General features: G+C 62.1%; 26 protein-coding genes and 1 other RNA gene. 17 read left to right on the top strand and 10 right to left on the bottom strand.

The genetic code is table 11. The features are described 5' to 3' along the window. Positions 1-8: 8 nt before the first annotated feature. The 4 genes from AC4GYV_RS02620 to AC4GYV_RS02635 all read left to right on the top strand — a co-directional run bounded on the left by AC4GYV_RS02620 (position 9) and on the right by AC4GYV_RS02635 (position 3,227). A complete protein-coding gene (locus AC4GYV_RS02620) occupies positions 9-893 on the top strand; it encodes a class I SAM-dependent methyltransferase (protein ID WP_491099106.1) in 885 nt (294 codons plus the stop codon). Further along, positions 890-2,170 (top strand): dicarboxylate/amino acid:cation symporter, encoded by a 1,281-nt coding sequence (locus AC4GYV_RS02625; RefSeq protein WP_491099107.1) that lies wholly within the window; start codon positions 890-892, stop codon positions 2,168-2,170. The genes AC4GYV_RS02620 and AC4GYV_RS02625 overlap by 4 nt, the downstream gene beginning before the upstream one ends. A gap of 235 nt (positions 2,171-2,405) precedes the next feature. Then, positions 2,406-2,783, top strand: a complete 378-nt coding sequence (locus AC4GYV_RS02630; protein WP_491099108.1) for a UrcA family protein — start codon at positions 2,406-2,408, stop codon at positions 2,781-2,783. A gap of 75 nt (positions 2,784-2,858) precedes the next feature. Beyond that, a complete protein-coding gene (locus AC4GYV_RS02635; protein ID WP_491099109.1) occupies positions 2,859-3,227 on the top strand; it encodes a UrcA family protein in 369 nt (122 codons plus the stop codon). A gap of 54 nt (positions 3,228-3,281) precedes the next feature. Here the strand turns inward: AC4GYV_RS02635 and AC4GYV_RS02640 are convergent, their stop codons facing one another. Both AC4GYV_RS02640 and AC4GYV_RS02645 read right to left on the bottom strand, forming a co-directional pair. Beyond that, positions 3,282-4,028 (bottom strand): LytR/AlgR family response regulator transcription factor, encoded by a 747-nt coding sequence (locus AC4GYV_RS02640; protein ID WP_491099110.1) that lies wholly within the window; start codon positions 4,026-4,028, stop codon positions 3,282-3,284. Then, positions 4,015-5,226 carry a sensor histidine kinase gene (locus AC4GYV_RS02645; RefSeq protein ID WP_491099111.1) on the bottom strand — a complete coding sequence of 404 codons (1,212 nt, stop codon included), beginning with the start codon at positions 5,224-5,226 and terminating at the stop codon, positions 4,015-4,017. Before AC4GYV_RS02645 ends, AC4GYV_RS02640 begins: the two co-directional genes overlap by 14 nt. Positions 5,227-5,382: 156 nt before the next feature. Here AC4GYV_RS02645 and AC4GYV_RS02650 point away from each other — a divergent pair, with 156 nt between their 5' ends. Together AC4GYV_RS02650 and AC4GYV_RS02655 are read left to right on the top strand one after the other, a co-directional pair. Continuing rightward, on the top strand, positions 5,383-5,598 hold the full coding sequence (locus AC4GYV_RS02650; protein WP_491099112.1) for a hypothetical protein: 216 nt from the start codon (positions 5,383-5,385) through the stop codon (positions 5,596-5,598). Positions 5,599-5,794: 196 nt separating this feature from the next. Then, positions 5,795-6,346 carry a hypothetical protein gene (locus AC4GYV_RS02655; RefSeq protein ID WP_491099113.1) on the top strand — a complete coding sequence of 184 codons (552 nt, stop codon included), beginning with the start codon at positions 5,795-5,797 and terminating at the stop codon, positions 6,344-6,346. Between the two features lie 9 nt (positions 6,347-6,355). Here the strand turns inward: AC4GYV_RS02655 and AC4GYV_RS02660 are convergent, their stop codons facing one another. From AC4GYV_RS02660 to AC4GYV_RS02675, 4 genes are read right to left on the bottom strand one after another with little or no spacing between them, the layout of a single operon-like run. Next, positions 6,356-6,511: a hypothetical protein gene (locus AC4GYV_RS02660; protein ID WP_491099114.1), complete on the bottom strand. Its 156-nt coding sequence runs from the start codon at positions 6,509-6,511 to the stop codon at positions 6,356-6,358. Next, entirely contained in the window at positions 6,508-6,849 is a 342-nt protein-coding gene (locus tag AC4GYV_RS02665) for a hypothetical protein (protein WP_491099115.1), read from the bottom strand. Before AC4GYV_RS02665 ends, AC4GYV_RS02660 begins: the two co-directional genes overlap by 4 nt. Then, positions 6,849-7,226 (bottom strand): hypothetical protein, encoded by a 378-nt coding sequence (locus tag AC4GYV_RS02670; RefSeq protein WP_491099116.1) that lies wholly within the window; start codon positions 7,224-7,226, stop codon positions 6,849-6,851. Before AC4GYV_RS02670 ends, AC4GYV_RS02665 begins: the two co-directional genes overlap by 1 nt. Positions 7,227-7,251: 25 nt before the next feature. Continuing rightward, positions 7,252-8,646 (bottom strand): UDP-N-acetylmuramate--L-alanine ligase, encoded by a 1,395-nt coding sequence (locus tag AC4GYV_RS02675; RefSeq protein ID WP_491099117.1) that lies wholly within the window; start codon positions 8,644-8,646, stop codon positions 7,252-7,254. A gap of 132 nt (positions 8,647-8,778) precedes the next feature. On the opposite strand from AC4GYV_RS02675, the gene AC4GYV_RS02680 reads away from it, so the two are divergent. Next, positions 8,779-8,973, top strand: a complete 195-nt coding sequence (locus AC4GYV_RS02680; RefSeq protein ID WP_491099118.1) for a hypothetical protein — start codon at positions 8,779-8,781, stop codon at positions 8,971-8,973. Between the two features lie 34 nt (positions 8,974-9,007). Here the strand turns inward: AC4GYV_RS02680 and AC4GYV_RS02685 are convergent, their stop codons facing one another. Then, positions 9,008-10,711 carry an N-acyl-D-amino-acid deacylase family protein gene (locus AC4GYV_RS02685; protein ID WP_491099119.1) on the bottom strand — a complete coding sequence of 568 codons (1,704 nt, stop codon included), beginning with the start codon at positions 10,709-10,711 and terminating at the stop codon, positions 9,008-9,010. Between the two features lie 70 nt (positions 10,712-10,781). Between AC4GYV_RS02685 and AC4GYV_RS02690 the strand changes: the two genes are divergently transcribed. Together AC4GYV_RS02690 and AC4GYV_RS02695 are read left to right on the top strand one after the other, a co-directional pair. Continuing rightward, a complete protein-coding gene (locus tag AC4GYV_RS02690) occupies positions 10,782-11,594 on the top strand; it encodes an LD-carboxypeptidase (RefSeq protein ID WP_491099120.1) in 813 nt (270 codons plus the stop codon). 75 nt (positions 11,595-11,669) lie between these two features. Continuing rightward, positions 11,670-11,936 carry an SWIB/MDM2 domain-containing protein gene (locus AC4GYV_RS02695; protein WP_491099121.1) on the top strand — a complete coding sequence of 89 codons (267 nt, stop codon included), beginning with the start codon at positions 11,670-11,672 and terminating at the stop codon, positions 11,934-11,936. Positions 11,937-12,020: 84 nt separating this feature from the next. Here AC4GYV_RS02695 and AC4GYV_RS02700 read toward each other — a convergent pair whose 3' ends face one another. Beyond that, positions 12,021-12,761, bottom strand: coding sequence for an NUDIX hydrolase (locus AC4GYV_RS02700; RefSeq protein WP_491099122.1), 741 nt, complete (start codon positions 12,759-12,761; stop codon positions 12,021-12,023). An 83-nt stretch (positions 12,762-12,844) separates the two neighbouring features. Then, positions 12,845-13,117 carry a hypothetical protein gene (locus AC4GYV_RS02705; protein ID WP_491099123.1) on the bottom strand — a complete coding sequence of 91 codons (273 nt, stop codon included), beginning with the start codon at positions 13,115-13,117 and terminating at the stop codon, positions 12,845-12,847. A gap of 52 nt (positions 13,118-13,169) precedes the next feature. Here AC4GYV_RS02705 and ssrA point away from each other — a divergent pair. Both ssrA and AC4GYV_RS02715 read left to right on the top strand, forming a co-directional pair. Continuing rightward, positions 13,170-13,510, top strand: a transfer-messenger RNA (tmRNA) gene (gene ssrA / locus AC4GYV_RS02710). 142 nt (positions 13,511-13,652) lie between these two features. Continuing rightward, complete coding sequence (locus AC4GYV_RS02715) at positions 13,653-15,686, top strand: amidohydrolase family protein (protein ID WP_491099124.1); 2,034 nt, start codon at positions 13,653-13,655, stop codon at positions 15,684-15,686. A gap of 3 nt (positions 15,687-15,689) precedes the next feature. Here AC4GYV_RS02715 and mscL read toward each other — a convergent pair whose 3' ends face one another. After that, positions 15,690-16,109 carry a large conductance mechanosensitive channel protein MscL gene (mscL, locus tag AC4GYV_RS02720; protein WP_491099125.1) on the bottom strand — a complete coding sequence of 140 codons (420 nt, stop codon included), beginning with the start codon at positions 16,107-16,109 and terminating at the stop codon, positions 15,690-15,692. A 166-nt stretch (positions 16,110-16,275) separates the two neighbouring features. Here mscL and AC4GYV_RS02725 point away from each other — a divergent pair, with 166 nt between their 5' ends. Genes AC4GYV_RS02725 through nadC form a run of 6 tightly spaced genes read left to right on the top strand, consistent with a single transcriptional unit; the run spans position 16,276 to position 20,638 of the window. Then, positions 16,276-16,872, top strand: a complete 597-nt coding sequence (locus AC4GYV_RS02725) for a LemA family protein (RefSeq protein WP_491099126.1) — start codon at positions 16,276-16,278, stop codon at positions 16,870-16,872. A gap of 1 nt (position 16,873) precedes the next feature. Then, the gene (locus AC4GYV_RS02730; protein ID WP_491099127.1) at positions 16,874-17,698 is read left to right on the top strand and encodes a TPM domain-containing protein; all 825 of its coding nucleotides are present in this window, start codon (positions 16,874-16,876) and stop codon (positions 17,696-17,698) included. After that, the gene (locus AC4GYV_RS02735; protein ID WP_491099128.1) at positions 17,698-18,372 is read left to right on the top strand and encodes a TPM domain-containing protein; all 675 of its coding nucleotides are present in this window, start codon (positions 17,698-17,700) and stop codon (positions 18,370-18,372) included. Before AC4GYV_RS02730 ends, AC4GYV_RS02735 begins: the two co-directional genes overlap by 1 nt. Continuing rightward, on the top strand, positions 18,369-18,884 hold the full coding sequence (locus AC4GYV_RS02740) for an NUDIX hydrolase (RefSeq protein WP_491099129.1): 516 nt from the start codon (positions 18,369-18,371) through the stop codon (positions 18,882-18,884). Before AC4GYV_RS02735 ends, AC4GYV_RS02740 begins: the two co-directional genes overlap by 4 nt. Before the next feature lie 59 nt (positions 18,885-18,943). Beyond that, the gene (locus AC4GYV_RS02745; protein ID WP_491099130.1) at positions 18,944-19,774 is read left to right on the top strand and encodes a metallophosphoesterase family protein; all 831 of its coding nucleotides are present in this window, start codon (positions 18,944-18,946) and stop codon (positions 19,772-19,774) included. A 9-nt stretch (positions 19,775-19,783) separates the two neighbouring features. Beyond that, positions 19,784-20,638, top strand: a complete 855-nt coding sequence (gene nadC / locus AC4GYV_RS02750) for a carboxylating nicotinate-nucleotide diphosphorylase (RefSeq protein WP_491099131.1) — start codon at positions 19,784-19,786, stop codon at positions 20,636-20,638. Positions 20,639-20,661 lie beyond the last annotated feature (23 nt).

The following is a 20,661-nucleotide window of genomic DNA, read 5'->3' on the forward strand; positions in this document are numbered from 1 at the left end:
CGCGGTAAATGGCTATTGAAGCGCGGACCTTGATCGAAAATCGGACGCCGATCAACGATGTTCGAGTGACGCTGGCGCAATCGTTCCGGCAACCATATGTGTTTCCGTCCAACCAAGGGGGTGCACTCATGCGTGCCTTGAAATCGATTGCTGTTGCTCTCGCGCTTACGACGGCACCGATCGCCGTTCAGGCGGTTGCCGCGCCGACCACGATCGCTGCTGCCGTCGCTTCGCCGACGCGGTCCGCTGACAATGTGAAGATGGACGAGGGTCGCAAGCCTGCGGAGGTGCTGAAATATCTCGGCCTTAAGCCGGGCATGAGCGTCATCGATCTGTTCGGCAGCAATAGATATTGGACGGAGATCATCGCTCCGGTTGTGGGTCCGAAGGGCCACGTCCTCGTCTGGGAACCGAAGCAATTCTACGACGCCGATGCGGAGAAGAGCTTCGCTGCGTTCGCAGCCAAGAACCCCAACGTGAAGATCGTCTCGACGCCCTTCGAAGCGATTTCACTGCCGCCGAACTCGGCCGACTTCGTGATGCTCAACAACAATTATCACGACACTTATTGGTCGAGCGAGAAGTACAAGATTCCGAAGATGGACCCGGCTGCCTTCCTGAAGGTTGTGTACGCCGCCATGAAGCCTGGAGCAGTCATTGGAGTCATCGACCACGCGGCCAACGCGGGAGCTGATACGCGCGCGACGGCTGACAAGCTGCATCGCATCGATCCCGCGGTCGTGAAGGCGGACTTCGAGCGCGCTGGCTTTGTCTACGTCGGTTCTAGCGACTTGCTGCGCAACCCGGCAGACGATCACACCTTGCTGGTGTTCGATCCGAAGGTTCGCGGGAAGACCGACCGTTTCATCTACCTGTTTAAGAAGCCCCGTTGACGAAATCCGCCGAGGCAGCCGAGAGTCAGTCCGGCGGCGGCTTTCGCGCTTACTACGCGCTTGCTGCACTCATCATCGGCATTGCTCTTGGAGCTTTCTCCGGAGAACTGAGCGAGGAGGTTCGTTCGGGCGCACTCAGCATCGCGGGGTTCATCGGCACGCTTTGGCTCAATGCCCTGAAGATGACCGTCATCCCGCTCGTCGTGGCGCTGCTGGTCGTCGGCATCGCCAAGAGCCGGGAAGCGGCACTCGGTGGGCGCATCGCTGGCAGGTCGGTCCTGTGGATCGTGATCATCTGCACGGCGTCGGCGGTGTTTGGCGCGGTGACTATCACACTGCTCACGCGAGCAGTGCCGTTGTCGAGAGATACGGCCCAAGCGCTGCAAGGCGCGCTAGCGGGCGTCGGTCAGAAGAGTTCGGGTGAGCTTCCGGGTATCGCGGACTTCTTCAAAGGCGTGATCCCAGACAACGTCTTCACTGCGGCGACCAACGGCGACGTGCTGCCGCTGGTGGTGTTCTCATTGCTGTTCGCGCTCGCTTTGGGGTCGATCAGCGAGACGGGTCGCAAGACGGTCGTTACCTTCTTCGAGGCGGTCGCGGACGCGCTGCTCGTCCTTATCAATTGGGTCTTGTGGGTCGCGCCCCTCGGCGTGTTGGCATTGGCCTTCACCGTCGGGTCGGCCGCTGGCGGCGCCGCCTTCACCGGTCTGGGTCACTATGTCGTGATGATCTCGATCGTGGGGATTCTGGTCACGCTTGCCGCTTATCCGATGGCGGTGTTCCTAGGACGGATTCCACTTGGGCGGTTCGTGCGCGGGATGATTGCGCCGAATGCCGTGGCGATCTCCACTCGCTCGTCGCTCGCGTCGTTGCCGGCCATGTTAACAGCTGCACGGCAGGTGGGCGTGTCCGCGCCAGTCGCCGATGTAAGCCTGCCGATTGCCGTTGCGCTGTTCCGCGCCACCGGGCCCGCAATGAACGTCGCGGTGGCCTTCTATGTTGCTCACTGGCTCGGACTTGAGCCGAGCATCGGCCAGATGATCGCCGCGACTGCCGTAGGAGCGGTGATGAGCTACGGCGCCGTAAGCCTTCCTGGCGAGGTCAGCTTCATCAGCTCAATCGCTCCAATTGCCCTCGCGCTCGGCGTTCCGATCGCTCCGCTTGGACTGTTAGTCGCGGTTGAGATGATCCCCGATATCTTCCGAACCGTCGGCAACGTGAACATGGACGTTGCACTCGCTGCCATCGTCGATGAACCGGCTGAGTCGCGGAAATAAGCCATTTTCTGCGGGTTTTTCTGCAAGCTTGTTAATCAAGCTGAACGCCAGATGACCGCCGTTCGTCTGTTCGACGAACCACAAACGGCTTTTGTCGGCGCACCGACAAACTGAGCCCGGCCCGTCGAGCGGCGGGCGACTTCACCATCGGCAAAGCGCAGTTTGATTGTGCGGCGCGGGACATTCCCCTCTCGCTTCCCCAGCGTCTCGCGCCGCAGCTAAAGGGAGATTCGCAATGCTTAAGGCTCTTGTAGCGCTCGGAGCAGTTGCAGCGGCGTCCATCTTGCTCATTCCGACCGCTGTCCTCGCAAGCCCCTCGAGCGATAATGAGGATGCGCAGCTGGTTAGCGCAACGGTTCAGTACGGCGACCTCAACCTCGCCCAGCCCCAGGGTGCGTACAGGCTGCATCGGCGGGTCAGCTACACTGCTGAATCGCTTTGCGGTTCGCCCCGATCCCAGTCGATACAGTTCAACACGGCACCGAGAAACTGCATCAATGGGGCCGTGGCCTCGGCGCAGCCGGCTATCGATGCGGCGATTCAGGCAGCTCGGACCGGTACAGTCACAGTCACCTATGGCGCGTCATTGATCATGACCGCTCCGCGGCGGTGAACGTTTAGGGCCGCCGTGCGGGACTAACATTCCTCACGGCGGCTAATTCTTGACCGCGAAAAAGGGAGGACCCCCATGCTGAAGTCTCTTCTTGCACTGGGAACAACCGCAGCGACGTTGCTGCTGCTTCCGACCGCGTCCATGGCCGATCCTACGATTAACGACGATGGCACCATGAGTGCTACCGTGACCTATGCAGACCTCAATCTCGCCATCAACACAGACGTGAGCGTGCTCCAGCGCCGGGTGGGCGTGGCCGCTCATGAGGTCTGCGGAAGGCCATTCATGCAAGAGACCTTCGTCAATCCCGAACGAAAGATCTGCATCAACAGCGCCGTCGCGTCCGCTCAGCCCGCTTTCGATGCCGCCGTGGCGGCAGCGCGCAACGGAACCGTAGGCATAACTTACGGAGCGGCGCTCACCGTGACTGCCCCGAAGTGGTGAATGGATAAGGTCGTCGTGCCGGAGCGATGCTCTGCACGACGACCTTTCGATTCTCTAGCGTCCGGCGATTGCGCGGACGCGATCTGAATAGAGCCGGCCGACCGGCTGCTCGGAACCGTCCGCCAAGCGCGCGATCCAGCGCCCTGACGGGTTCCGTGTGAAGCCCGAGATAAAATCCTTGCGCACGATCGCGGAGCGGTGGAGCCGGACGAACAGCTCCGGATCCAGCCCTTCTTCCAGGGCAGCCATCGAGTGATGGATCAGCCAGCTGCGCCGGCCGACGTGAAGCCTCATGTAATCGCGTTCGGCCGAGACTCTGTCGACATCGCGCGAAGCGATCCGGACGAGGCCCGAAATGTCCGAAGCCCAAAACTCTTCAAGCCATTGCGACGGCTTGCCGGGTGCGGGCTGGGTCGATCTTTGTTCCAGATAGGAGCGGGTGCGATCGAGAGCGCGCTGAAGCCGGTTCGGATCAACGGGCTTCATCAAATAGTCGACAGCCTCGACTTCGAACGCAGCAACGGCGAACTGGTCGAAGGCCGTTACGAAGACGACCGCGGGGGAGGGGTTCTGCTCCGTGAGCGCACGCGCCACGCCGATCCCGTCCAGGCCGGGCATGGCGATGTCAAGCAACAGGAGATCCGGGTTCAAGGCTTCAGTCAGATTGATGGCGGATTCGCCGTCGCTCGCCGCTCCGACCAGCTGCGCACCCTCTGCTCTTGCGAGCAGCAGCTGCAGCCGCTCGGTGGCCAGCGGTTCGTCGTCCGCAATGAGGACTCGCAGCGGCTTATTCTCGACCATTCGTTTCCACCGGCATTGTTAGCGAAACCTTGTATCCGCCGGCGGTCATTGCGCCGAAGCGGCAGCTCGCGCGGCTGCCCCAGCGCGCTTCGAGCCGCTGGCAAACGTTGGACAGGCCGAGGCCAGTACCTTCGTGCGTCGCGGCGGGCAGGTCTTCCTTGCCACCATTCTTCAGGCGGTTGCTGATCTCCAGACACATGCGCCCGTCGAGCATCGTCCGCGCTTCGATGCGGATGACGACCGCCTTGCGACTCTTGGACACGCCGTATTTGATCGCATTCTCGACGATCGGCTGAAGAAGGAGGGCGGGCATCCGCGCCTGCTCCAGATCCTGAGGAACGTCGATCTCGACGTGCAGGCGATCCGGGAAGCGGGCCATTTCGATATCAAGGTACAGGCGCTGCAGGTCGATCTCCTCGGCGAGCGTCACGTCCGCGCTCGGATCGAGTGAGAGGCTCGTGCGGAAGAAGGTCGATAGCGCCAGAAGCATCGTCTCTGCACGGTCGGTGCGGCCGGTCATCACCAGCGACGACAGCGAGTTCAGCGTGTTGAAGAGGAAGTGCGGGTTGACCTGGTAGCGCAGCGCTCGCACCTGAGCGGCCTGTGCCGCGCTTTCCGCATCAGCCAATCGGCGTTGCGCACCCAGTGCCTCAGCCTGCGCCTGATTGGCGAGGTAGAAGGCGCTCCATGCGATAAAGAAGAAGAGCCAGACGACCGACGCATCGAGGGCGTAACGGAGGCGCTTCATCGGATCGAGCTGGTTTGGCTTTGGATAGGTTAGCACGAGCGGTTCCTGAGCCGTTCGCTCGATCCTGATCTGCTGGCCCTGCTCGATGACGGTAAAACCCTCTCGCGCCTGGAAGCGGAACTCCTCCTTGCTCTGACGGAACACGTCTTCGAGCATGTTGAGCGTCCCGGCCATGAGCATGGCACCGACCGTCGAGGCGACGGCCGCAACCACTGCCTTGCGCCGAATGCTCGCTTCGCCGAGCGACGCAATTGCAAAATAGATGCAGAAGGTGAGGACGATGCCGATCGAGATCACGATCAGCTTGTTCTCGAGTGTGGTCCACGGATCGGTACCCAAAAACGCCCTGGCAACGACGGTCAGGGCGTAGAAGAACCAGAAACCCAGGATTGATTTTACTGCGAGCGGCCAGTCGCGGAAACGCGTCTGCACCGCGGGTCGTGGAGTCATGAGCATGTTGTCACCCTCATGTCCCAAAACCGTCGTCGCGCATACCGCCCCCTGCCCATTGGCAGAAACCGTGCCGCGTCCGGTCGAAAGATCGCCGGAACGCTACGGCCTCCCTCTCGTTTCACCTTTGCAATGGTAGGCCACGGAGAGGCGATTGTGAACGACGACGTTAAACGGGATCGGCCGCCGCCGGCAGTGGGGTCGGCCGACCCTGACGCGGAACTCGAGCGCAAGCTCAAGCGCAACCCGGAAGACGACGACGCCAAGGTCGATGTCGGAAGCGATGAATCCATGGACGCCTCAGATCCGCCCGCGGCCGTCCAGCCGGGGCAGAAAGACGAGCCGGTTCCGTCATCTGGTTTTCCCGAATAGGTTACGGCAGCGTCACAAAAACGCACCGCCGTTGCAACAAATCAACAATCCACAGTTTTGACGCTGCGGGTCAATTTCTAGCCTAGACGCACTGACTCCCCTCTGATTCAATATGAACGGGGGGTGGGACTGTGGTTAAGCAATACGCAACCAAATCAACCGCATGATCCTACTCGGGAACTGAGGAGTCGGGTTCATGATTACGCGGACCAGCCAGCCGGCAAGCGGCGCGATGCTGATCTCGGAGATGAAGGAGTTTGCGAGCTTTCCGAAAGCTACGCAGCGCTACATCCGCCGGTCGCTCGATGTGGCATATTCGCGACGGGATCCCATTGAATGCTGGGCCCGCGACGAAGGCGAAGGTGCTTCGATCCGCGCTCAGGCTCGCCTCTACAAGCAGCTTGATCATCTGCGCCTCCAGGTGCCGGACGACAGCGGTCTCGACATGATCGAGCCCTTCATCGGCATGCTGATCACGCTCTCGGCTTTCGATCTCGGTCAGGATCGCCTGCAGAATTTCGCTTCGTACCGCTTCCTGTACGAGCGCCTGATCGGTGCTGCGGCGCGTCCGTGGCTGCCGTCTGCATTCTGCTCCGCGTCTGCCTTGCCGCACTTGCACCCCGATCGGCGCCGCGTCCTGCTTCAGTCGATCAGCGAGAGCGCAGCGACTGCGCCAGGCTGGTCGAGCCGTGAGCCGGTGTTCTGGCCGGAGTGGGTTGAGAAAGTCGACCTGAAGGCTGCCGCGTAAGCTCAGGCCTCAGGCGCTTTCCGGCGCCTTCACTGATGGGAATATCTGCGCGAGCTGCCTGAGGCTGTCCTCGGCATTCTTGTGGTGGATGAACACCACGCCGCCTTCTTCGTAAGCAGCGCGGTGCTTCTCTCGATCGTCGACCAGGACGTCGCCGGGCTTCATATGCTTGTGCTTGTCCCGTGCCATGCAGGTGATGATCGGCACCCCGGGAAAGTGTTCGGCCGCCACTCGACCTTCTGCGGCGCGGCCCAGCTGCCAATCGGAAGGCCCGTCAGGATGGTAGGCTTTAAATGCTTCACTGCGTCGAACAGGACTCGCGCGTCAGCCATTTCGGGCAGGCTGCCATAGAAGTTCGGGTCCTTCGCCAAACGCTTCCAGAAAGCCCCGCGCCCATGCTTAGCGATGAATTCCTTCGGCCGCGCTCCGAGTAGGCGGCGCGCGCCCAGGTCGAAGTCCGCGAGCACGCCGTCGGCATCGAGGAAAAGTCGCGGCTCGTCCATCAGAAGCGCGCGGGCTCGAGCTCGACGTCCAGTGGCGCGGCGAGCGGCTTCCACCCTTGATCGCGAAGCACGTCGTTGCTCTCTCGCGCGCTACGTCCTTCCCCGAGCGACCAGGTGATGTGGTAAGTCGATCCGTCCGGCCGGTCGGTCGTGCCGTCCAATTCGGCGACCAGGCACTCCAGGCTCTCGCCATCGTCCGCGCGCCCGACAAGCCTCGCGTGAGGCTTGCGAGGCAGGGGTGTCTTGGGCGTTGCGCCGACGCGAAGGGTCACATGGTCTGCGATGACATTTTCGTACTTCGGCGGGAATTCGCTCAGCAGCCGCTCTCGCTCGTCCTGCGGCAGCTTCCAGCCTGTCACGGTCCCTGGTTTCGCCATGACCGATCGACGAAGAAGCCCACGATCAGTTCCGGACTGCGAGACGCTCGACCAAGGATTGAGCAAAATCGATCAATGTGTCGTCGCGCGCGCCCATGATCACGATGCGGTCGCCGGGCTTCGCTTCGGCAAGGAGTGCGTCGCCGATTCTGGCGCGCTCCGGGATGTGCTCCGCTCGACCCTGCCGCGCAGAGACCTGCTCCGCCAACCAATCCGATCCGCGCGTTCGCTCGACGGTCCCTCCTTGGTAGACGGGGTCGGGGAGGTAGAGGCGGTCACCATCGGCCATCCCGCCCGCGATGCTCTCGGCAAGTTCCTCGCCCATTTTGCTGAGCGGCCCGTAGCCGTGCGGCTGGAACATGATCAGCAGGCGCCCCGGGTGCGCGCGAAGTGTGGCCAGCGTCGCTTCGATCTTGTCGGGATTGTGCGCGAAGTCGTCGATGACGGTTACGCCATTTGCCTCACCCACGACTTCCAGCCGCCGCTTCAGACCTTCGAACCGGGCCAGCGCGCTGACGGCGTCCTCAAGGCGGACGCCGAGCGCGCGCGTCGCCGCGATCGCCGCCAAAGCGTTGGAGGCGTTGTGGCGGCCCGGGACCGCGAGCCGCACCTCGTGCCGCTGGCCCTCGGCCTGCAACGCGAAGGTGACTCCGCCCTCCAGAAGCTGAAGATCCTTGCCCATATATTCCGCGTTGGGCGCATCGAGCCCGTAGCTGATCACTTTTTCCGGAACCGCTTCGGCCAAGGCACGCGTCTCGGGATCGTCGAGATTGAGGATTGCCTTACGCGACGAAAGCAGGAAACCGGCGAACAACTGACGGAGCTCGTCCATTTCCTTGTGGTCGAGGCTGATGTTGGTCAGCACGGCGATCTCCGGTCGATAGAGCGAGATCGAACCATCGCTCTCGTCAACCTCGCTGACGAACAATTCCGGATCGCCCACCAGCGCACTCGCGAACGGCGCGGATGGGGTAACGAAATTCTTCATCACGGCGCCGTTCATCACGGTCGGCTGGCGATGGCATGCGTGCAGGATCCACCCGATCATGCCCGTGACGGTCGACTTGCCGCTCGTGCCACCGACGGCGACGCTGTGGTGCGCGGCGTTGAGCAGCTGCGCCAGGAATTCGGGGCGAGTGAGATGAGGTAGGCCCAGGTCCTTCGCGCGGACGACATCCGGCACGGTTGGCTCAACCGCCGCGGACGTGACCAACGTCATGCCTTCCTGCAATCCCGATCCGTCCTGCGGAAACAGCTGGATTCCGAGCGAGCGCAGATAGTCGAACTTGTGCGGCGTGCGGCCGGCGTCGAGCGACCGGTCCGAGCCGGCGACGCGCGCACCGCCAGCGCGCACGATGCTCGCCAGCGGAAGCATACCGCTCCCCCCAATACCGCTGAAAAAGACGGGCGAATCAATCATCGTTGCGGCCTAGAATGCGTCGCGGCTGAATGCCAGCGCGGTCGGTGGAAGCCGCTTCGAAGCGGCTTCACCATTGCAGATCTGAGCCGCAGCCTACATCATCGTGCGGCACACTTTATGTGGAGGGCAGCTTTGACCCAGGACGCAGCGCTCAGAAGTCAACTTGTCGCCGCACGTGAGAAGATCATGGCACAGCTCGCACAGATCGAAGGCGCGGCCCAGGACAACTACTCGGGCGCAACGCCGGATACCCGCGATGTTTACGCCCAGCTCCAGCAAGAGCTGCGCGAGATAAACGAACTCCTGAGCGCGGGCGGCCTGGACTAAGGAAGTTCTCCGATTCCGGGGGTCGGAACGTCGTTTACTTGCACGCACCTCCGCCGGGCCATCCAGTCCACCCCGGACCACGGACGACTCGCCCGGGCTTCGCGCCAGTATGCTTGCCGTTGCGGAGAACCTGCACTCCATTGACGAACACGTCGTCGACCCCCCTCGCGAGTTGGTCCGGCTTCGGAAAGGTCGCATGATCGGCGATCGTCGCGGGATCGAACACCACAACGTCGGCGTAATAGCTGGGCTTAAGCCACCCGCGTTGCGTGATCCCAATATTCGTGGCCGGGAGAGACGTCAGGCGCCGGACCGCGTCCTGCAGTGTGGTCGAATGTTCGTCGCGCACATAATGGCCCAAGACCCTCGCGAAATTGCCGTAAGCGCGAGGATGCGATTGTGATTTCAGAAACACGCCTTCGGGCGCTGGAGAGGCTTCATCGGATCCGAAGCTCATCCAGGGAAGTGCAACTTCGCGCTTCAGATTGTCCTCGGACATGATGAAGTAGACGGTGCCGACCCGGCTTCCGTCTTCGACCACCAGGTCCATCGCCGTTTCTTCTGGGCTCTTGCGGCGCATCTTGGCGACTTCCGCGAGCGTCTTGCCGGTCAGCGGCTTCAGCTTCGGGTTCTTAAAGCTGACCAGCAGCACATTGTCAGGGCTGCCCGACAGCAGAAGCAAATTCTCCCAATCGTTGCGCGGGGTGCGCATTTCCTTCAGCAGGCGTTGGCGGTTGGCGGGGTCCTTAAGGCGCTCGATCCAGGCTTCGAGGCCGCCCGACTGGACCCACGGCGGCATGGCTGCATCGAGCCCCGTCGCGCCCGCAGTGTAGGTATACATATTCGCGGTGATCCGCTGGCCCTTCGCGCGAGCCGCCTCGACCCGGGCGATCGCAGCATCGAGCTTGCTCCAGTTCGGCTTACCCGCCTGTTTGAAGTGATAGATTTCGGCCGGTGCGCCAGAATCGCGGCTGATGGCGACGAGCTCGTCGATCGCTTCGAGGAGCTTGTTCCCTTCGGAACGCATGTGGCTGATGTACATTCCGCCGCACTTCCCGGCTTCGCTGACGAGCGCGGTTAGCTCGGGCGTCTCCGCATAGGTTGCTGGCGAATAGATCAGCGCCGAGCCGACGCCCAGCGCACCATCTTTCATTGACTGCCTGACTAGTGCGCGCATCCGCAGCAGCTGCGCGGGCGTCGGATCGACATCCTTCTCGCCAAGCTCATGAACGCGCACGGTGGTTGCGCCGACGAATGACGCGACGTTGGGGGTAACGCCTTTGCGCTGCAGATATTCGAGATACTCGCCGAGCGTCGTCCATTTGATCCGATATTTGATGTCGCCCTGCCGCTTGACGGCGAGCTGCTTCATCTTCGGCGTCAGCGGCCCCATCGAGTCACCCTCGCCGAACACTTCGAGGGTGACGCCTTGATAGGTGTCGCTCATCCCGCGTCCGTCCTGGATCAGGCTTTCGACCGCCCAGCTCAGCATGTTGATGAAGCCGGGAGAGACGGCTTTGCCTGACGCATCGATGACGCGCCCGGCTCGACCCGGAGCGTGCGGACCGACGTAGACGATCTTGTCACCTTTGAGAGCCACATCGCCGACGTAAGGATTGTCTCCGGATCCGTCGTAAATCGTGCCACCGCGGATGATCACGCTGTACTCGGCGGGCGGCGCTGCGGAGCTCGCGAAGAGTCCGGCGACGGCAATCGCGATCGAAATTCTTTTCTTCATGGCTCCCCCTCCACAAGAAAGGCGAAGCTGCACTATCAATCCGACCGGCGCCACATCTATTGGGGGCAGGATGAAGATCGCGGTTGTCGCTCCGAGCTGTACGTTGAAGCGCGACGCGGCGGAGGCCGTGCAGGCGATCGTGCGGGAGCGCGGAGACTGCGAGCTTGCGATCCACCCGCAGAGCTTCCTGACCGACGGGCATTTCGCGGGACCTGACGAGGCGAGGCTCTCGGCTTTGCGCGACGTAATGGCCGATCCGTCGGTGGATGCCTTGTGGTTTGCGCGCGGTGGATATGGCTCCAATCGCATCGCTGAGGCGGCGCTTGCTGATTTACCCGATGCCGCTCGCTCCAAGACATATATGGGCTACAGCGACGCGGGCTTCTTGCTGGCGGGGATGCACAAGGCTGGGCTGGAGGTCGCCTGGGGGCCGATGCCTCAGGACGTTGCACGTCGGGGCGGCGAAGCAGCCGTGCAGCGCGCTCTCGACTGGTTCGTGAGACGCGACGCGTCCAGCCTAGAGCCTCGCATTCAGGAGCCGGCGGTAGCGTTCAACCTGACCGTCCTCTCAAACCTGCTCGGGACGCCGCTTGAGCCCGACTTTACCGGCGTCGACCTGCTCATCGAGGAACTCAGCGAGCATCTCTATGCAATGGACCGGACGATGTTCCACCTAACCTCGTCCGCGAATGTCCGAAGAGCAGCGCGGATCAGGCTGGGGCGGGTCGCCGATATACTGCCCAACGACGTGGAATTCGGGACTGACGAGGTCGCGATCGTCGAGGATTGGTGCGCCCGTTCAGGCATCGCTTACGGCGGCCGCGCGGACATCGGTCACGACGCCTTGAACAAGGTCGTTCCGTTCACGAGCCAAAATCGCTGAATTCTCTCTGTAATACCGTTGCAAAGACTGCTGCTTTGCGCTCTATCCTCAGTCAGGAACAACAGGAGGGCCAGAATGGCACAAGGCGCACGTAAAGCAGGGGGCGGACTCGCTCGCCCGGTAACTCCTTCGGCTGATCTCGCGCAGATCACCGGCAGCGATCCGCTGCCGCGCAGCCAGGTGGTTTCGAAGGTGTGGGATCACATTCGCAAGAACAACCTGCAAAACCCTCAGAACAAGAGGGAAATCGTTGCCGACGACAAGCTGAAGAAGGTCTTTGGGGGTAAGGACCGCGTCAGCATGTTCGAGATGAACAAGCATCTGTCGAACCACCTCAAGTAGGTTCCAGAAGGCTTTCTATGGGGAGGGGGATCCGCTGCGGCGGGTCCCCTTTCTTATTGGGGCAAACTACGACTCGGTTGGCGTTCAGCCTCTCCAGAGACCGTCGAGACGCTCCTGCGTCACCGGAAAACCGAGATGGGAGGGGATCGTAATGAAGCGTTCGCCGTCCTTTTCCTCGACCCAAGGGGTCACCGGCTCGATCGGATGAGCCAGCGCGTCGGCGCGGATTTCTTCGTAGCTTTGGTGTTGGGCCAGCCGCTCCAGCGTGCGTCGCGTCGGAAAGATTAGCCGCGCCTGACCGTGCTTCTCCCGCTCGAGGACTTCGGCCGCCGATAGCCAGAATGCACCGGCGCATTCTCCTTCGATCACGCGCGGTTCCCAATTCTCGCGCGGCGCTTCCGCGATGAAGAAGAGCGTGTCGAAGCGGCGCACCGCGTGGAACTTCGGCACCCACCGCGCGAAGGGAGTCAGTACCGAAGCGTCTAGACGGCAAGCGACATCCGCCAGAGCGGCGGATAGCGGTTTGTCCCCGACCAGTTCGTGCTGAAGTTGCGAAATTGTCGCCTGATCACGCTGCGGCTCGATGCCGACTGGGATGGCGGTTTCCTCGATCGTCTCGCGGATTGCCGCAATTGCAGCCGCCTCGACGCCGATTTCGCTTGCGAGAGCGCGGTCAGCCTCGTCGATCCGCCCGCCCGGAAATACAAGCGCACCCGCAGCAAATGCCATGCCTTCCGCTCGCTCGACCATCAGCAGCTCTGGCTCGCTGCCCGGTCGGTCGCGCACAAGGATCAAGGTCGATGCAGGAATGGCGTCGTCGGACATGCGCGGCACCTAGGCGTCACGAGGGCAAAGAAAAAGCCGCCTGGGCGCGGCCCAGGCGGCTCATCTATCTCACGCGGCGCGACTTACATCGCGTCGACGTTCTGCTCCTGCGCGTCGTCCGGGTTGGTGACGTTTTCTTCGACGGCGGCATTTTCCTGGTTCAGCTGGTTTTGCTGGTCACCGAGGGCAGCCGCTTCGCTGTTGGCGGCATCGTTGGCTGCATCGGTGGAAAGCTCGTTCAGATCGGACGCCGGCTGGTTCATCTCAGCGTTGTTCACCGCATCCTGATTGCTGCTGTTGCACGCCGCGAGGCCGAGGGCGGCCATTGCGGCTACTGCAAAAAGACGGATTTTCATGTGTTTACGTTCCCCATTTGAGCATTACGCTGACAGCGCCAATAACAGGGCAATCCTTGAGTTTCGAGAGCAAAATCCCTATCTCAACGGTGCCGGGCAACCGGCTATGTCGGTAGACTGTTGGGTGGAATAGGCATCTCGGACCCGGGGGGCAGTACCCCGGCGCCTCCACCATCAACCGCGAAGCCTCGCGGATGTTGATGGGGGCGAAATAGGATCGACGAGTGCAATAAAGGCCCGATTGCCGATCGGATTGAGCCACCGCGACGGTTCATTCACACAAGTGCCAACGATAACGAGGCGCTCGCTATTGCTGCGTAACTGACGTCCTAACGGACTGACGTTACAACGCTAAGCGCGGTTGGACCCCACCGGGCAACAGAAGGGGATTCCAGCGGTACGGGGGGCACCGGGCAACAGAAGCCCCCCACTTTCCCCCACATTACATTTCTTTGACGCCTGTCGGCTGGTCGAACTGCCGATTGCCTATCGCCAATGCTGTTGCCACGGTGCGTCGACATCCAAGGGGGATATCATGCGCCGCACCATCATCGCCGTTTTGCTGACTGCCTGTGCGTCTGCCGCCTTCGCTGAACCGACGCCGAAGGAACAGCTCCTCGTCCCACCTGCGAACGCCGCTCACTATGTCGTGGTCTCGACTGCGGGCAAGCACGGGGACGAATATGTCTGGAAGCAGGCAGACGGCCGGCTCGCGATGCGCGAGTCGATCCTGCTGCGCGGCCTGATCTTCGAGACGGATCAGACGATCCGCTACGGATCCGACGGAATGCCGGCGGAGATCGTCGTGCGTGGCGTCACGCCGAGCGGCGACGCTGCCGAGAATTTCGCTATCAGTGGTGGCAAGGCGACGTGGAAGAGCCCGGTCGACGAAGGCGATGAAGCCTACAGCCGGCCGGCTTATTACCTCCCCCAGGGCGGGCCCTTCATTGCCGCCTCGGCTGAAGTCGATGCGCTGTTGTCGGCGGGCCGTGCGGGGCTGACTCTGCTGCCGAGCGGCAACGCAACGTTCGAGAAGGCCGCGTCGGCCGACGTCGCCGGGCCGCAGGGCACAAAGCACGTCGATCTCATCTTCCTGCGCGGCACTGGGCAGTCGCCGCAGCCGCTGTGGGTGGAGAACGGCAAATTCTTCGGATCGGTCGGATCGCTTGCGCTCTTGCCTGCGGGCTACGAAGGCAATCTCGACAAGCTTCAGGCAGCGCAGGACAAGGCCATCGCTGCTCTCGCACCGGCGACGGCGAAGAAGTTCCTGACGGCGGCTGCGCGCCAGCCGGTGTTGTTCAGGAACGTCAAAATCTACGACGCCGACCACCAGCGCTTCGTGCCCGGACAGAATGTCGTCACCGCCGACGGCAAGATCGTCATGGTGGGCACCGCCCTGCCGAAATTACCCGCGGGCGCTCGGGTGATCGACGGCACGGGCAAGACGCTCGTTCCGGGCCTGTGGGACAGCCACATGCACATAGGCGACGACTTCGGGGTGGTGAACGAACTTGCGCTCGGTGTGACGTCGTGCCGAAACCCGGGCGGGCCGATCGACCTCGAAGTCTCGCAGCGCGAGCGACGGGCGAATGGAACGCTGCTCGCGCCGGAGTGCTTCAATTCCGTGATTGTCGATCAGAAGGGGCCACTGGTTGCTCAGGGCAGCCTGGCGGTGTCGAGCCTTGAGGACACGCTCGCCGCGGTACGCAAGATCAAGGCCCACAATCTGACCGCCGTGAAATTCTATACGTCGATGAAGCCGGAATGGATCGCTCCCGGCGCAGCCTTGGCACATCAACTCGGTTTGCATGTCCATGGACACATCCCTGCAGGGATGCGTACGCTCGACGCGATCAACGCCGGCTACGACGAAATCACGCACATCTATTTTGCAACCATGCAGGCGATGCCGCAGGAAGTCGTCGACAAGTCGAACACGACGATGCGGATGCTCGGTCCGGGCAAGTACTTCAAAGACGTCGATCTGGACGCAGAGCCGACCAAGACGGTGATCCGGACCATGGCCGAGAAGAAGATCACCCTCGACCCGACGCTGGTAGTCGTGGAGGGTGTGCTGCTCGCCAAGGCGGGGACGGTGGCTCCGGCCTATGCGCCTTATGTTGGGACGCTGCCAGCAGCGACGGAGCGCGGCTTCAAGTCAGGCTCGATCCCCTACCTGCCGGGGATGACCCGGGACGATGCGGTGAAGAGCGTCCACCATATGGGCGAATATGTGACCAAGCTGTTCCGTGCGGGCGTTCCCATCGTCGCCGGGACCGACGGGCAAGGCATGGAGCTGGTTCGCGAGCTTGAGCTCTACGTCGACGGCGGGATGACGACATCCGAGGCATTGGCCACGGCGACGATCATTCCTGCGCGCAACGTCAAGGTCGATAAGCGCACCGGGTCGATCGCGGTGGGGAAGGAAGCCGACCTGCTCCTCGTAGACGGCGATCCGGAGAAGAACATCGGCGATCTACGCCACGTCGATCAGGTCATGAGCGACGGCGTGCTGATGGACGGCGATGCCCTTCGAAAGGAAGCCGGCTACAGCGGCAGGCCGAAGTAGACCTTAGCGCTTCCGAAGCTCGTCTCGGATCTCCGTCAACAGCTCGACCTCGCTCGGCCCGCCCGCTTCCTCGCGCTTGCGCATCGCCTTGTTGGCGGCGCGGACCAGCAGGAAGATAATGAAGGCCAGGATCAGAAAGTTGATTACGACGGTGATGAACTGGCCCCAGCCGAGGACTGGCGCGCCGGCTGCCTTGAGCGCCGCATAGTCCTTCAGGCTGCCGTGGTATCCGGCCGGCACCGGCCCAAGCAGAGTGAAGTAGCTCGAGAAATCGAGACCGCCGAAAATTGCGCCGATTACCGGCATGATCACGTCTTCGGTGAGGCTCGTCGCGATCTTGGCGAAGGCTGCGCCGATGATCACGGCCACGGCAAGATCGAGCACATTTCCCTTGGCAATGAAGGCTTTGAAGTCCTGAAGCATGAGCGACCCCTTTCTCGATGCGTCTTCTTTGGGACACTAGCGTTGATCCACGCATTTGAAAGTGAACAGCTGTCGGCCGTGTGTTGCTGCCCTATGACAGCATATTGAACTGGAACAGTAGCGCATCTACTTATGCGCCCCACGCGACGTTTAGAGGGGACCTGGAATGACCGCACTTCGCCGCTTTGGAATTTTGGCACCCGCCTTGGCTATCACTCTGTCGGGATGCGGCCTTAACAGCGTTCCGACCGAGGAAGAGAAGGTCAACGCAGCCTGGGGCAATCTTCAGGCTGACTATCAGCGCCGCGCTGACCTGATCCCCAACCTCGTGAACACGGTCAAAGGTTATGCGCAGCAGGAAAAGACCGTCCTCACGGAAGTGACCGAGGCTCGTGCTAATGCTGGGCGCGTCCAACTCAGCGCTGATGACCTCAGCGATCCGGCGAAGGTGAAGGCCTTCAACGACGCTCAGAGCCGTTTGACCCAGGCGATCATCCCGCTTCAGCGGCTTCAGGAGGCCTATCCCGACCTCAAGTCCAACCAGAACTTCCTGGCTCTTCAGGACCAGCTTGAGGGGACGGAAAACCGGATCAATGCATCGCGTCGCGACTATAATACTGCCGTGCAGGCTTATAACACGACGATCCGGACCTTCCCCGACGCTGTTGGTGCCAAGATCTTCTATGGAGCCAAGCCGAAGGTTCCGTTCGAAGCTGCGTCAGGCGCCCAGACTGCGCCGAGCGTGAACTTCAACGCGAGCTGACGTGAAACAATTCCTCGCTGCGCTGCTGCTGGCGTTTTTCGCGCTGGCAGCGCCTGCTGCGGCGCAGACGTTTCCGCAGCTGACAGGCCGTGTCGTGGATCAGGCTCACCTTCTCTCGCCAGAGCAGGTTGCCGACATCAGCAGCAAATCCGCGGCACTCGAGGCGCAAAGTGGACGCCAGTTCGTCGTCGCAACCGTCAACAGCCTCGAAGGCTATCCGATCGAGGATTATGCCTATCGCCTCGGACGTGCCTGGAAGCTTGGAAGCGCCAAGAACAATGATGGTGTGCTGCTCCTGGTGGCGCCGAACGAGCGCAAGGTGTGGATCGCCACGGGTTACGGCGCCGGCGGGTTCATGACCGATGCCATGGCTGGGCTGATCACTCGTCAAGCGATCCTCCCGCATTTTAAACAGAACCCGCCTGATTATGGGGGCGGCATCGAAGCGGGCACCGACGCGATCATCAAGCAGATGACGCTGCCACCCGAGGAAGCGCAAAAAAACGTCACCGCCGCCACGCAGGCTCAGCAGCAGCGTGAGCGCTCAAGCGGTAACGTCCTCCCAGGCATATTCTGGTTCATGATCATCGGCTTCATCCTCCTGTCGGTATTCCGGCGATCGCGAGGACGTCGTTACCGGCGGCGTGACGGTGGGATCAGTCCATGGGTTGTCCTCTGGGGCCTCAACGAACTGAGCCGTGGCTCACGCGGAAGTGGCTGGGGTGGCGGGTCCGGCTGGGGCGGTGGCGGCGGCTGGGGAGGCGGCGGCGGTTTCTCCGGCGGCGGCGGCTCGTTCGGCGGCGGCGGCGCAGGCGGAAGCTGGTAGTGCTGGAGCTCTCCGACGCCGATCACGACAAGGTCTCGGCTGCGATTGCTGCGGCGGAGGCCAAGAGCAATGGCGAGATCGTCGCGGTCGCGACGCCGCTGAGTGATCCCTATCACGATGTCGCGCTGCACTGGGCGCTGATCCCCTTGTTTGCGGTGCTCGCATGGGCAGCGTGGCGGCCGACGGCGCTTGAATGGTGGTACAATTTCCTGATCGGCGGGTGGAACACCGATCCGACGATGAGCCAACTGCTGACGCTGCTGATGTTCTTCGCGGCGCTGAAGTTCACCGTCGCGCTCTTGATCCTGAAGTACATGCCGCTCCGGCTCGCGCTGACGCCCGGGTCGACCAAGCAACGGCGCGTTCGCCGGCGCGCCGTCACCATCTTCAAGGCGGCGGCAGAGCGGCGGACGGTCGGACGCACGGGCATCCTGATCTACCTGTCGATGGCGGAACGGCGTGCGGAAATCGTTGCGGACGAGGCGATCCTAAAGGTGACTGACGCGCACACCTGGGGTGAAGCCATGACGGCACTTATCGCCGAGGTTCGTGAGGGACGGCCCGCCGAGGGCATATGCGCGGCCATCGAACGGGTCGGCGTGGTGCTGGCCGAGCATTTCCCGCGTTCAGCCGGGGATACCAACGAGATTCCGGACAAGCTGATCGAACTATGAACCTCGACGATTTACCGCCACCCGAAGTGATGTGGGCGGGCAAGTTCGTGCGCGCGCTCAAACGCGACAAATGGGAATATGCTAGCCGCACGAACAACATCACCGCGGTCGTCATCCTCGCCGAATATGAGGGCAAGGTAATCCTGGTCGATCAGCCGCGGGTGCCTCCGGATTGCCGCTGCATAGAGCTTCCCGCGGGTTTGGTCGGGGACACCGACCCCGGCGCCACGGTCGAGTCCACGGCAGTAAAGGAGCTGGAGGAGGAGACGGGATTCACGGCCGATCGCGTGGAGCGGCTGGGAGAATTCTATGCCTCGCCGGGCATGTTGTCGGAAAGCTTCAACTTGGTCCGTGCCCATGGCGTCCGGAGGATTGGCGATGGCGGGGGCGACGATAGTGAAGACATCAACGTCCACCTCGTTCCGCGCGACGAAATCCCGAACTTCATCGAGCAAAAGCGGGCGGAAGGCTTCGGCGTCGACGTGAAATTGCTTCTCTTCCTGAATTTCTGAGCGGAGCCTCAGCCGCGACCAATTGCTGAACCGTCTCGTACGAGGTGCGTTCAGGTCCCATGGCTCGCATCGTCCATCTCTCGGACCTGCACTTTGGCGCCCACGACGACAGATTGGTCGCGGGCGTCGAGCAGAGCGTCAACGAGCTCAAGCCGGACCTAGTCGTCGTCAGTGGCGATTTCACCCAGCGCGCCCGGACCGAACAGTTTCGGGATGCATGCGAGTTCCTCGGGCGACTGCGAGACGCTGGACACGAGGTGCTCGGCGTTCCCGGCAATCACGACGTGCCGCTCTACGACGTGCTGCGCCGCTTCCTGTCCCCGCTGGCGCGATATCGCCGCTTCATCGACGAAACGCTTTGTCCTTTCTTCGAGATGCCGGGCGTGTCGGTACTAGGGATCAACACAGCGCGGTCGCTGACGTTCAAGGACGGCCGCATCAGCGAGGAACAGGTCGCCTTCATCGGTGAGACCTTTGCTCGCACAGATTCGGAGGCGGTTCGGGTCCTGGTGACTCATCACCCGCTCTACGCCGTGCCCGTGGGCGAGGAAGTCGAACGCGCCGTCGGTCGGAATGAGCTGGCGTTGGATGCGATCGAGAAGGCGGGCGTCGATCTCCTGCTTGCGGGCCATGCTCATCACGCATCGACGGAGGCCAGAGACCTCGTAGCCCGGTCGGGCGGCGTGCTGGTTGTACAGGCGGGCACCGCGACATCGACCCGAGTGCGCGAGCAAGAGCAGAGTTTCAACACGATCGACATCGAGCCCGCCTGCGTGACCGTGACCGTCAACAATTGGACCGGCGAGCAGTTCGAAGCTGCGGATTCGCAGCCCTACGAATATCGGGAAGGGAACTGGCGAATATTGAAATCCGAGCAGCACGCGCACTAGACGCGCGGCATGGGACTTCCTGAAAATTTCGACCTCGACGATTTTGTAACCCGAGTCCTTGCTGAGGACTTAGGCGAGGGGGGAGACGTAACGTCCCGTGCCACCATCCCAGAGGATGCGCGCTTCACGGCCGAGATGAATGCGCGCCAGTCGATGGTTGTCGCAGGACTCGAGATTGCAGCCGCCTTCTTCCGCCAGCTCGACCCCGAGGTTCGTATCGAGCAACTCGCAAACGACGGTGACGCGGTCGAGCACCAGACGGCGCTGCTGCGGCTGGAAGGCAATGCACGCGCAATGCTGACCGCCGAACGCTCCGGCTTGAACACGCTTCAGCACCTCTCGGGAATTGCCACGCTGACCAGGCAATATGTCGACGCTATTTCGGGTACCGGCGCCATTCTAATCGACACGCGCAAGACCCTTCCTGGCCTGCGCGTTCTCGACAAATATGCCACGCGGATGGGCGGCGCGCAGAACCATCGCATGCGTCTCGATGATGGTGTGCTCATCAAGGACAATCATGTTGCAGTCTGCGGCGGTGTTGCCGAAGCAGTGCGTCGAGCAAAGGCCGCGAACACCGGCTTGCAGGTTCAGGTCGAGGTCGATCGCGTCGATCAGATCGAACCTGCTCTCGCCGCGGGAGCGGACCGCCTGCTCCTCGACAACATGCCTCCGCACGTCCTGCGGGAAGCCGTCGCGCTGGTGGCGAAGCGAGTCCCGCTTGAGGCCTCTGGCGGCGTCACTCTCGAGACCATTCGAGCCATTGCGGAAACGGGTGTCGACTTCATTTCAGTCGGCCGGATCACGCAATCGGCGCCAGCCGTTGACATCGGTCTCGATTATTCTCTGTCGGATCGGCAGTAACGCCTACGAAACAATACTGATGG

The sequence above is a fragment of the Sphingomonas sp. SP4 genome (assembly GCF_058313375.1).